The sequence below is a fragment of the Phenylobacterium sp. genome (assembly GCF_024508875.1).
GTDB lineage: Bacteria > Pseudomonadota > Alphaproteobacteria > Caulobacterales > Caulobacteraceae > Phenylobacterium.
Window position 1 is genome coordinate 1 of sequence record NZ_JANINU010000037.1, and the last position, 11,376, is coordinate 11,376.

Genomic DNA, 11,376 nt, shown 5'->3' on the forward strand with positions numbered 1-11,376 from the left:
AGCTCAACAAGATGGTCAAGGACAAGGCCGACAACACCAACAACCGCTTCGGCGTCGGCTCCGAGATCAACCGCCGGATGACCGGCGGGCCGTTCCCCTTCTGGGGCTGCCCGCCTAAGGACGCCCTGACCACGCTGCAGCCGAAGCGCACCCGCGAGCACGGGCCAGGCGACCTTCCGGAGTTCCGTCACGCCGACCTCGCGGCCAAGGGCGCCGCGTCGATCTGGAAGCTCTACTACAACGGCTCGGTGGGCGGTCAGGCGATCCTGGGCATCCCCTTCGTGCGCCGCCTGAAGCTCACCCGCGGGGATGATGCCGTGAAGGCCTGGCCGTTCGAGACGGGCTTCAAGACGCTGACCGAGGCCGACCTCGAAGGCGTCGATGTGGTGATGGCCGAGGTCTATCCCTCGATGCTGAAGCCGCAGGGCGCCCCCGGCGAGGTGAAGGACCTGACCCAGGTGCGCACCACCGCCGAGCACTTTGCCCGCCTGGACGAGGCCAACAAGCTCGGGCCGCTCTTCGGTCCGCCGAAGGACACCGCCGCCGATGTCGTGCTGGACGCCGAGCGTGAGGAAGGCTGGATCCTGGGCGCCGGGGCCTAAAGCGGCCGCCGGCTCAGCACCCAGAACCGCGTCAGCAGGAAACCGCAGGCCAGGAAGCTGGCCGCGACCACGGCCCAGGTGATGCCGACCAGCCCCATCTTCATCGGGATCGCCAGGTACCAGGCCAGCGGCATCATCACGCCGATATAGCTGGCCAGGTGCGTGGTGGAGGGGAGCCAGACGTCGCCACGGGCGCGCAGCGACTGGGCCGTCACCACCTGCAGCGCGTCGGGCACGAAGAACAGGCACGACAGGATCAGCGCAGGCGCCGCCATCGCGATGGTGGCCGCGTCGTGCGTGTATCCGCGCGCGATCAGGTGCGCCGTGGGCCAGATCGCCAGCGACACCAACACCCCGAAGCCGAACGTGACCACGAAGCAGATGGCGCCGGCCCGGTTCACGCCCGCCAAGTCGCGCGCGCCGTAGGCGGTGCCCACCAGCACCGCCGCGCCGGTGGCGAGGCCAAGCGGAACCATGAAGACGATGGCGGCCACGTTCAGCACGATGGCCCAGGCGGCGACGGCGAGGCCGCCGATCCAGCCTGCGATGATGTTCATGCTGGCGAAGGCGGCCACCTCGAAGAAGTTCGAGACACCGGCGCCGTAGCCGATCCGGCGTTGTTCGACGCTGGCGGCGCGGTCGAGCTCGGGCTTCGTGAAGACGCCCAGCGCCCGCGCCTCCGGCATCCGGGCGATGTAGGCCAGCATGGCCAGCGCCAGGAAGGTCCGCGCCCCGGCCGTGGCCCAGGCGCCGCCGACTGCTCCGAGAGCCGGCAGGCCGAACGTGCCCGGCACGAGAAGGAGGTTGAGGGCCAGGTTGACGACGTTGGCCGCCCACATGGCCCAGGCGGCCGGACCCGGCTTCGACAGGCCCTCAAGCCAGAAGCTGGCCGCAACGCTTATCGTGTAGCCCGGCAGGGACAGCGCGAAGACGAGCAGCGCCCGGCTGGCGCCGTCCGCGAGGTCGCGTTCCAGCCCGATCGAGCGGATGAAGATGGGGCCCAGCGCCAGCAGCACCGCGGTCGAGACCAGGCCGATCCAGAAGCTGTAGACCAGGCCGCGCCGAAGCACCGCGCCGGTGAGGTCGCGCCGCCCCTGCCCGATCCGCCGTGCCGTCATCACCTGCACGCCGGTCATCAGTCCGACCGCCATGGTCAGCACCACGCTGGTCGGCGCCCAGGCCAGGGCGTGATAGCCGAGTTGCTGCGCTGAGAAATTGCCGACCACGATGGCGTCGCACAGGCCCATCGCCATGATGCCCAGGCGTGAGATCACGACCGGCCCCGACAGGGTCAGGAGCTGGGTCAGGTCGGCGCGGACGAGCGATGTCTCCTGGGCCGCCGGGCGGTCCATGGCGAAGGTTCCGGTTTTCAAAGAGGCGCGGAGACTGGCGCCGCCGTCAAAAGCCGGCAAGCCCAGCTTGGCCTTCACCAATCGTCGATCACCCGACGTGGCTCCGAAAGCACAACCGGAGCCGCAGCGGGACGCCGCGCCGTCAGATGTTCACCGCCGCGCGGTGCGACAGGTCCACCCGATCGTCTTTCAGCCGCTCGGCGACCAGGAACGCGAGTTCCAGGGCCTGCTCGCCGTTGAGCCGCGGATCGCAGTGGGTGTGGTAGCGGTCGGCAAGGTCACCTTCGGCCAGCGCGCGCGCGCCGCCCAGGCACTCAGTGACGTTCTGGCCGGTCATCTCCAGGTGCACGCCGCCCGGATGGGTCCCCTCGCCCTTGCAGACGTCCACGAACGACTTCACCTCGGAAAGGATGCGGTCGAACGGGCGCGTCTTGTAGCCGTTGGTGGCTGTCAGGGTGTTGCCGTGCATCGGATCGGTCGCCCAGACCACGTTCCGCCCCTTGGTCGCGCGCAGCAGCGCCGGCAGGCGATCCTCGATCTTGTCGTAGCCGAAGCGGCCGTACAGCGTGAGGCGGCCAGCCTCGTCCTTCGGGTTCAGCGCGTCGATGAGACGGTTCAGCTCGTCGCCGTCCAGCGTAGGACCGACCTTCACCCCGATGGGGTTCTTGATGCCGCGGAAGAACTCGACGTGGGCGCCGTCCAGCTGGCGCGTGCGCTCGCCGATCCACAGCAGGTGAGCCGAGGTGTCGTACCATTCGCCGGAGGTGCTATCGACGCGGGTCATCGCCTCCTCGAAGCCCAGCAGGAGGCCTTCGTGGCTGGTGAAGAACTCGACGCGATGCATCTCGGGATGGGTCTCGGGCGTGACGCCGATCGCCGCCATGAAGGTCAGCGCCTCGCTGATCTTCTCGCTGAGCTCGCTGTAGCGGGCGCCCTGGGGGCTGTCGTTGACGAAGCCCAGCGTCCAGCGATGGATGTTGTAGAGGTCGGCATAGCCGCCGCCCGCGAAGGCGCGCAGCAGGTTCAGCGTGGCCGACGACTGGCTGTAAGCCTGGAGCAGGCGCTGCGGATCCGGCGTGCGGCTCTCGGGCGTGAACTCCATGCCGTTGATGTTGTCGCCGCGATAGGACGGCAGCTCCACGTCGCCGATCTTCTCGACGGGCGACGAGCGAGGCTTGCCGAACTGGCCGGCCATGCGACCCACCTTCACCACGGGCTTGCCGCCGGCGAAGGTCAGCACCACCGCCATCTGCAGGATCAGGCGGAAGGTGTCGCGGATGTTGTCGGCCGCGAACTCCTTGAAGCTCTCGGCGCAGTCGCCCCCCTGGAGCAGGAAGGCCTTGCCGGCCGCCACGTCGCCCAGCAGGCTCTTGAGACGGCGGGCCTCGCCTGCGAACACCAGGGGCGGCATCTTCCGAAGGGCGCCTTCCACACGCGTGAGCTCGGCCATGTCCGGGTAGTCGGCCGGAATGTGCTTGGCGGGCTTTCCTCTCCAGGAGGCGGGCGTCCAGTGTTCGGTCATGGTGTCTGCACTCGGAACCGCCGCTCGTTCGGCGGGCCGGGGGTCTTTACTCGGAACGGCGGCGAAGGTCGATGCCCACACCGTGAGGCGTCTCGACGCCTTCCCCAAGGGCCGCGATCACGGCGACCAGGGCCGCCAAGGCGAGCCACCACTCCTGCCAGGCGCCGAAGCTGACGAGGCCGAAGAAGAGGTAGACTGCCGCCGAGCCCGCCGTGGCGGCGGCCATCAGGCTGCGCTCGTCCCGCGCCAGCCGGCGGAACGCGAACGCCCAGGCCAGCGCCGCCGCGACCGCTCCCACGGCCCCCAGCTCCAGCCAGACCTGCAGGGCGCCGTTGTGCGGATGCAGGACGATGTGAGGGCTGAAGGCGCGGCTTGAATCCAGGCCCCAGCCGCGGAACGGATGCTCGGCGATCCGCTGCATCGCGTAGGTCCAGTAGCCCATCCGCTGCTCCCAGGAGTCCGGCAGGTGCTGGCCCAGGCCCAGCAGGTGGCAGGCGAGGATGATCACCGGCATCAGCAGGATGAGGGCGGCGGCGCCGAGGGCCAGCGCCTTCGGGGCCGAGCGGGGCCAGAGCCACACGACGCCTCCGACGAAGAGTGCGAGCCCCACCGCCAGCACCGGAGCGTCCGAGAGGAAGTTGTGCGCCAGAAGCGCCGTGCCGGCCGCCATCGGGACGGCCAGCCAAGCTGGGGCGCCCGCGCGAAAGCCTCCGGCCGCCGCCACCGGCCAAAGCAACGCCAGGACAAAGCTCCCCTGCGCGACGTTCTTACGGCCCAGATCGGGCCGGATGGGGTCGTGCAACAGGTCGCGCAGGCCGCGATAGATCGCAGCCCCCGTGAGGGCCTCGACCAGGAGCAAGGCGCCGTAGGCCGCCAGGCCCCACGCGAGCACCCGTAGGGCCCGCTGGCGCATGGTCGGCTCGGCCCGCCGGGCGCCGGCCCAGGCAGCCCAGTAGAGCGGCAACTGCAGCAAAAGCTTGAGCGCGACGCTGTCTTCGATCTCGGCCGGGCGGTGCGCGCTCCAGACGCCTGAGAACGCAGCCCAGGCCACGCCCGCCAACAGGACGACCGCCAGCGGCGCCTCCCGCAGGCCGATCCGCAGCGACGGCAGGCACAGCAGACCGACCAGCCCGAGCAGAGGCGCGAACCCCAGCGGCCCCAGCCAGGCGAAGAGCGGCGTCAGGGCGGCGGCGAACACGAAGGCGCCGCCCTCGACGGCGCGCCACGATGGGCGCGCTGCCACCTGCCCTGGCGCGGATGCGGTCAACGACCCGGCTCCCCCCAGCCCCGGATCATGCGACCTGGCCGAGCGCCGGCGGCGCGTGCTTCTCGCGCATGGTCACCAGTTCCTCGGCGAGCGTCGGGTGCACGGCGCAGGTGGAATCCCACTGGGGCTTGGTGATGCCCATCTTCAGGGCCACGGCGGCCATCTGGATGATCTCGGGCGCATCGGGCCCGACCACGTGGCACCCGAGAATCTTTTCGCTGCCCTGCTCGACGACCAGCTTCATCAGGGTGCGCTGCTGGCCGCCGTAGAAGGTCTCCTTCATGGCGCGGAACTTCGCCATGTAGATATCCACCTTGCCGTGATGCTGGCGGCGCGCGTCGGCCTCGGCCAGGCCCACAGTGCCCACCGACGGCTGGGTGAAGACGGCGGCGGCCACCATCTCGTGGTCGAACGACATCGGCGTGTCGTGGAACTCGGTCCGGGCAAAGGCCTCGCCCTCGCGGATCGCCACCGGCGTCAGGTTGATGCGGTTCGTCACGTCGCCGACGGCCCAGATGTTGTCGACGCTGGAGCGCGAGAAGCCATCCACCTTCACCGCGCCATTCTCGGCCAGCTCGACGCCCGCTTCCGCCAGCCCCAGCCCCTCGGTGTACGGCTCGCGGCCCAGGGCGAACATCACCACGTCGGACTCGATGCTGTGGCCGCCGGTGCAATGGCTGACGAGGCCACTCGCGGTCTTTTCGATGCGGGCGTGCTGACTGCCCAGCATCACCTTGATGCCGGCCTGCTTCATCTCCTCGGCCACGTGGATGCGGATGTCGTCGTCGAAGCCCCGCAGCACGTTCGGCCCGCGGTGGACCACCGTTGTGTCCACGCCCAGGCCGTTGAAGATGCAGGCGAACTCCAGGGCGATATAGCCGCCCCCCGCGATGACGATGCGCTTCGGAAGCTGCTCGAGGTGGAAGGCCTCATTCGAGGTGATGGCGTGCTCCACGCCCGGCAGGTCGGTCGGCATCCAGGGGCGTCCGCCCGTGGCGATCAGGATCTTGCCGGCCGTGACGGTTCCGACGCCTTCGACCTCGACCGTGTGGCGGTCCTTGAGGCGCGCCTTGCCATGCACCAGCTCGCAGCCGGCGTTCTGGAGGTTGCGTACGTAGATCCCCGACAGCCGGGCGATCTCCTTGTCCTTGTCCATCAGGAAGCGCGACCAGTCGAACCGGGCCTCGCCGATCTCCCAGCCATAACCTCGCGCGGTCTCGAAGGCCTTCGAGAATTCAGAGGCGTAGACCATGAACTTCTTGGGCACGCAGCCGCGGATGACACAGGTGCCTCCGACGCGGTGCTCCTCGGCCACGGCCACCTTGGCGCCGCCCATGGCGGCCACCCGCGCGGCCCGAACGCCGCCCGAGCCGGCGCCGATGACGAAAAGATCGTAGTCGTAGTCCGCCACAGGGGACTCCTTAGGGTTCGAGCTCGACGACGCCATCCGGCGTGCCGATCAGGGCGCGGTCCGCAAGGTCGAGGAAGAGGCCGTGGTCCACGACGCCAGTCACGCTTTTCAGCGCCGCCGCCAGGGCCGCAGGTTCCTCGATCCGGCCGCAGTGAGCGTCATAGATAAGGTTGCCGCCGTCGGTTCTCACCGGCTCACCGGCCTTGCGGCGGAGTATCGGCACGATGTCGAGATCGCATTCAGCCAAGGCGTCGCAGATGCGGTTGGCCGTCGTCTTGTGGCCGAAAGCCACCACCTCGATCGGCAACGGGAATTTGCCCAGCGCCTCGACGGACTTCGCCGCGTCGGCGATCACCACGCACGAGCGCGAGGCTTCCCACACCAGCTTCTCGCGCAGCAAGGCCGCGCCACCGCCCTTGATCAGCGAGAGACCCGGACCGATCTCGTCAGCCCCGTCGACGGTAAGATCGATGCCCTTGGTTTCCCCGAGCTCGCCGAGCCGGATCCCCAGGCTTGCCGCCAGGTCGGCGGTGGCCTGCGACGTCGGCACGCCCACGATATCCAGCTTGAGAGCCGCCAGCGCACGAACGAACCATGCGGCGGTCGATCCCGTGCCAAGCCCGACCACCATGCCGGCCCGCACAAGCGCCGCGGCCGCCTCGCCCGCGGCCCGCTTCTGGGCGTCGGCGTCGCTCACCTCTTGGCGGCCTTCGCGGCGATCATCTTCTTGCGGAATGTCGCCGCCCAGCCTTCTTTCTCGACCTGCTTGCCGCGACCGATGGCCAGGGCGTCGGGCGCCACGTCCTCGACGATCACCGAACCGGAGCCGGTGTAGGCGCCGGCCCCGATCGTCACCGGCGCGACCAGCGCCGAGTTCGATCCGATGAAGGCCCCCTCGCCCACGTGGGTGTCGTATTTGAAGAAGCCGTCGTAGTTGCAGAAGATCGTGCCCGCGCCGATGTTCGCGCCCGCGCCGACCGTGCCATCGCCCAGGTAGCTCAGGTGGTTGGCCTTCGCGCCCTTGCCCACCGCCACCTTCTTCACCTCGACGAAATTGCCGATGTGGGCGTCCTCGCCGATGTCGGCGCCGGGCCGAAGGCGCGCGTACGGGCCGATCAGCGCCCCCTCGCGCACCACGCAGCCCTCCAGGTGGCTGAAGGCGCGGATCACGGCGGCGGTCTCCACCTTCACGCCCGGGGCGAAGACGACATAGGGCTCGACCGTTGCCCCCGGCGCGATCTCAGTGTCCCAGGCGAAGAAGACGGTCTCGGGCGCCGTCATCGCCACGCCCTCGGCCAGGAAGTGCGCGCGGCGGCGCCTCTGGAACTCGGCTTCGGCCTGGGAGAGCTGCATGGGCGTGTCGGCGCCCATGACGGCCGTTTCGGGCGCGGTGTGCGCACGGACCAGCTTCTCCTCGCCGACGGCCTCGGCGACGATGCCGGTCAGGAAATACTCCTTCTTCGGATTGTCGTCGGTCAGGCGCGAGAGCCACCGGAACAGGTCCATGCGGCCGGCCAGGTACATGCCGGCGTTGCACAAGCGCACCTGCTTTTCCGTATCGCTGGCCTGGCTGGGCTCGACGATGCGCATCACGTGCCCGTCGGCGCCGCGAATCACGCGGCCGTAGAGCAGAGGGTCCACCGGCTCGAACGCCAGGATCGCGAGCGACGCGCCGGCGTGCTTAAGGGCGAACAGCGGCTCGAGGTCCTGGGCCTGCAGCAGCGGCGGATCGGCGTTGACCACCAGCACGTCGCCGTTGAAGTCGGCCAGCGCCTCCTCGGCGCACATCACCGCATGGCCGGTGCCCTTCGGCGGGTCCTGCACCACCACCGCCTGCTCGCCCAGGCGCCGGACGACCAGGTCGCGCACTTCCGGGATAGGCCCGACCACCACGTGGATGCGCTCGCAGCCGGCCGCCTGCACCGTGTCGATGATGCGGTCCAGCAGCGTGCGGCCGCCCACCTTGTGCAGAACCTTGGGCGTCCGGGACTTCATCCGCGTGCCGTGGCCCGCGGCCATGATCACGGCGGCTCTAGCGGTCATTCGGGGCTCCGGGTCAGGTCGCTGAGTCTTCTCAGCCATCCGCTTAGCAAGCCTTGTGGCGCCGCGCGACCGCGCGCTAGCTTCCGCGCCGTCCTTCGGGGGAGTCTCCATGAAAACGCGTTCGCGTCTCGCCGCCCTTCTCGCCACCGCGGCGCTGGTCACGCTCGCTCCGGCCGCCGCCCAATCTGCGGACGCCGCGCTCGAAGCGAAATTCGACGGGATGATCAGCGACGCCGAGATGGGCGGCTGGCTTAAGACCATGGCGGCGGAGCCGAACCATGTGGGCTCGGCGCACGACAAGGCGAACGCCGACATGACCCTGGCCCAGTTCAAGGCCTGGGGCTGGGACGCCAAGATCGAGACCGCCTGGGTGCTCTATCCGACGCCCAAGGAGGTGGCGGTCGAACTGGTGAACGGCGCCGGCGCGCCGTTCAAGGCCACGCTGAACGAGGCTCCCGTGCCCGGCGACGAGAGCTCCAGCCGCACGAAGGACCAGCTTCCGGCCTATGTGGCGTTCCAGGGCGACGGGGACGTCACCGCCCCGCTGGTCTACGTGAACTACGGCATGCCCGCCGACTACGACGCCCTGCAACGCCTCGGCGTTTCGGTGAAGGGCAAGATCGTGATCGCGCGCTACGGCCAGGGCTGGCGGGGCCTGAAGCCCAAGCTGGCGCAGGAACACGGCGCGGTCGGCGCGATCATCTACTCCGACCCGCGCGACGACGGCTATTCGACCGACGACGTCTATCCGAAAGGCGCGGCGCGCCCGCCGCAAGGCTTCCAGCGGGGCTCCGTCGCCGACATGACTGCCTTCCCAGGCGATCCCACCACTCCGGGCTACGGATCCAGCAAGGACGCCAAGCGCGTGCCGCGGGAGCAGGCCGAGACCATCCTGAAGATCCCGACCCTGCCGATGTCGTACGGCGACGCCCAGGTGCTGCTGAAGGCGCTGGACGGCCCGGTCGCGCCTCCCTCGTTCCGGGGCGGCCTGCCGATCACCTATCACACCGGCGGCGGGGATGCGGCGAAGGTCCACCTCAAGGTGGTGTCGGACTGGAGCCTGAAGCCCGCCTACAACGTGGTCGCCACCCTGAAAGGCAAGGAGAAGCCGGACGAGTGGATCGTGCGCGGCAACCACCGCGACGGGTGGGTGTTCGGCGCCAGCGACCCCCTCTCCGGCCACGTGGCCATGATGGGCGAAGCCAAGGCCCTCGGCGCCCTCGTCAAGGCCGGCTGGAAGCCCAAGCGGACGATCGTCTACACGAGCTGGGACGCCGAGGAGCCGATGCTGCTGGGCTCCACCGAATGGGCCGAGACCCATGCCGCCGAGCTGAAGAAGAAGGCGGTCGTCTACATCAACTCCGACTCCAACAGCCGCGGCTTCCTGGACGTGGGGGGCAGCCACGGGCTGCAGCACTTCGTCAACGAGGTGGCGGCCGACGTGAAGGACCCGCAGACGGGCGTGTCGGTGCGGGATCGCCTCCGCGCCGGCCTCGCCGTGCAGGCCGAGGCCCCGGGGGCCAACCCCCGCGCGGTCGCCCTGGGCAAGATCGCCGCCGATCCGGCCAAGGACCTGCCGATCGACCCACTGGGCTCGGGCTCGGACTACTCCACCTTCCTGCAGAACCTCGGCATCGCCTCGCTGAACGTCGGCTTTGGCGGCGAAGGCGACTCGGGCGGCGTCTACCACTCGGCCTACGACACCTACGAGCACCACAGCCGCTTCGTGGATCCCGGTCACGCCTACGCGGGCGCCCTCGCGAAGTACACGGGCCGTCTGGTCATGCGCATGGCGGACGCCGAAACGACCGTGCAGCGCTACGGCGACTTCGCCGACACGGTGTCGGGCTACCTCGACGAGGTGAAGAAGCTGGCGGACGCCACCCGCGACCAGGCGGCGGCCCGCGCCCGCCTGCTGGCGTCTGGCGCCTACAAGCTGGCCGACGATCCCACGATCCCGCGCGGCGACCCCTCACCCCTCGCCGCCTCGCCCAAGCTCGACTTCGCGCCCATGGACGGAGCGGTGGCGAAGCTCAAGGCCAGCGCCGCGGCCTTCGACGGAGCGCTGGCCGCCAAGGGCGCCGGGCTTTCGGCCGCCCAGAAGAAGCAGCTCGGCACGCTGCTGATCGCCCAGGAGCAGCGGCTGCTGCGCGACAAGGGCCTGCCGTTCCGGCCGTACTACAAGAACATGATCTACGCGCCGGGGCGCTTCACCGGCTACGGCGCCAAGACCCTGCCGGGGATCCGCGAGGCCATCGAGGAGCGGCGCTTCGACGACGCCACCGCCTACATCGGCCTGACCGCAGAGGCGCTCAGCGACTACGCGTCCGGCTTGGACGCCGCGACCGCGGTGATCAATGGCGGCTGATCCCCTGGAGGGCGCGGTCGTCGCCTTCGACCTCGACGGCACCCTGGTCGACACCGCGCCCGACCTGATCGGCACGCTCAACGTGCTGCTCAAGGAAGAGGGCCTGCCGCCCCAGCCGCTGGAGGACGCCCGCCCTTTCATCGGCCGCGGCGCGCGGTGGCTGATCGAACGCGGCTTCGAAGCGGCGGGCCAACATCTGCACCCCGCTCGCGTCCAGCCACTGTTCGAGCGGTTCATCGAACACTACCAGGCCCACATCGCCGACGAGAGCCGCCCCTTCCCAGGGTGCGAGGCGGCGCTGGACGTCCTAAAGGCGCGCGGCGCGAAGCTTTGCGTTTGCACCAACAAGCTGACCGGCCTGTCCGAGAGCCTGCTGGCCGGCCTCGACCTCGCCCATCGTTTCGAGGCGGTGATCGGCGCGGACGCCGCCCCCGCCATCAAGCCCGACCCACGCCATCTGCAGGCCGCCGTCGACGCCGTCGGCGGCGACATCCGGCGCACGATCATGGTGGGTGACGCCGCCACAGACGCCGGTGCGGCGAAGGCGGCGAAGGCCGGTCTGATCCTGGTCAGTTTCGGCTACACGGAAATCCCCGCGGCCGATCTTCACCCGGATATCCTCATCCACAGCTTCGATGAACTCACCGAGGCGTGCGTGCGGCTCCTGGGCGCTTGCGGGGACGGTTTCGGTCGGCTATAGCCCCCGCCTTCCCGCGCCGCGAGGCGTGCCGGCGGATGCGTAGCTCAGCGGGAGAGCACCTCGTTCACACCGAGGGGGTCACAGGTTCAATCCCTGTCGCATCCACCATTT

The 11,376-nt window shown here is 69.6% G+C and carries 9 protein-coding genes and 1 tRNA gene; 4 read left to right on the forward strand and 6 right to left on the reverse strand.

All coding sequences use genetic code 11. From position 1 onward, the window contains the following. The coding region (locus Q0L11_RS03915) for a cobalamin biosynthesis protein CbiG (protein WP_296595543.1) at positions 1-602 on the forward strand (602 nt) is incomplete at its 5' end. On the opposite strand, the gene Q0L11_RS03920 is transcribed toward Q0L11_RS03915, so the two are convergent. The 6 genes from Q0L11_RS03920 to glmU form a co-directional block, all read right to left on the reverse strand. After that, complete coding sequence (locus Q0L11_RS03920; protein ID WP_296595544.1) at positions 599-1,954, reverse strand: MATE family efflux transporter; 1,356 nt, start codon at positions 1,952-1,954, stop codon at positions 599-601. The genes Q0L11_RS03915 and Q0L11_RS03920 overlap by 4 nt on opposite strands. Before the next feature lie 142 nt (positions 1,955-2,096). Further along, positions 2,097-3,476, reverse strand: a complete 1,380-nt coding sequence (locus tag Q0L11_RS03925) for a class II 3-deoxy-7-phosphoheptulonate synthase (protein WP_296595545.1) — start codon at positions 3,474-3,476, stop codon at positions 2,097-2,099. Positions 3,477-3,522: 46 nt separating this feature from the next. Next, positions 3,523-4,743: an O-antigen ligase family protein gene (locus Q0L11_RS03930; protein ID WP_296595546.1), complete on the reverse strand. Its 1,221-nt coding sequence runs from the start codon at positions 4,741-4,743 to the stop codon at positions 3,523-3,525. A gap of 25 nt (positions 4,744-4,768) precedes the next feature. Then, positions 4,769-6,154: a glutathione-disulfide reductase gene (gene gor, locus Q0L11_RS03935; protein ID WP_296595547.1), complete on the reverse strand. Its 1,386-nt coding sequence runs from the start codon at positions 6,152-6,154 to the stop codon at positions 4,769-4,771. Positions 6,155-6,164: 10 nt separating this feature from the next. Next, positions 6,165-6,851 (reverse strand): ribose-5-phosphate isomerase RpiA, encoded by a 687-nt coding sequence (gene rpiA, locus Q0L11_RS03940; protein WP_296595548.1) that lies wholly within the window; start codon positions 6,849-6,851, stop codon positions 6,165-6,167. Further along, positions 6,848-8,197 carry a bifunctional UDP-N-acetylglucosamine diphosphorylase/glucosamine-1-phosphate N-acetyltransferase GlmU gene (glmU, locus tag Q0L11_RS03945; RefSeq protein WP_296595549.1) on the reverse strand — a complete coding sequence of 450 codons (1,350 nt, stop codon included), beginning with the start codon at positions 8,195-8,197 and terminating at the stop codon, positions 6,848-6,850. Before glmU ends, rpiA begins: the two co-directional genes overlap by 4 nt. A gap of 109 nt (positions 8,198-8,306) precedes the next feature. On the opposite strand from glmU, the gene Q0L11_RS03950 reads away from it, so the two are divergent. The 3 genes from Q0L11_RS03950 to Q0L11_RS03960 all read left to right on the forward strand — a co-directional run bounded on the left by Q0L11_RS03950 (position 8,307) and on the right by Q0L11_RS03960 (position 11,373). Continuing rightward, positions 8,307-10,565 carry a transferrin receptor-like dimerization domain-containing protein gene (locus Q0L11_RS03950; protein ID WP_296595550.1) on the forward strand — a complete coding sequence of 753 codons (2,259 nt, stop codon included), beginning with the start codon at positions 8,307-8,309 and terminating at the stop codon, positions 10,563-10,565. Then, complete coding sequence (gene gph, locus Q0L11_RS03955) at positions 10,555-11,265, forward strand: phosphoglycolate phosphatase (RefSeq protein ID WP_296595551.1); 711 nt, start codon at positions 10,555-10,557, stop codon at positions 11,263-11,265. The genes Q0L11_RS03950 and gph overlap by 11 nt, the downstream gene beginning before the upstream one ends. 33 nt (positions 11,266-11,298) lie before the next feature. Continuing rightward, positions 11,299-11,373: transfer RNA gene (locus Q0L11_RS03960), tRNA-Val, on the forward strand. Positions 11,374-11,376 lie beyond the last annotated feature (3 nt).

Bases quoted from the DNA above. Each gene is read 5' to 3' on its own strand.
- Q0L11_RS03925 (WP_296595545.1), bottom strand. From the start codon at position 3,476: ATGACCGAACACTGGACGCCCGCCTCCTGGAGAGGAAAGCCCGCCAAG.
- Q0L11_RS03920 (WP_296595544.1), bottom strand. From the start codon at position 1,954: ATGGACCGCCCGGCGGCCCAGGAGACATCGCTCGTCCGCGCCGACCTG.
- glmU (WP_296595549.1), bottom strand. From the start codon at position 8,197: ATGACCGCTAGAGCCGCCGTGATCATGGCCGCGGGCCACGGCACGCGG.
- gph (WP_296595551.1), top strand. From the start codon at position 10,555: ATGGCGGCTGATCCCCTGGAGGGCGCGGTCGTCGCCTTCGACCTCGAC.
- Q0L11_RS03950 (WP_296595550.1), top strand. From the start codon at position 8,307: ATGAAAACGCGTTCGCGTCTCGCCGCCCTTCTCGCCACCGCGGCGCTG.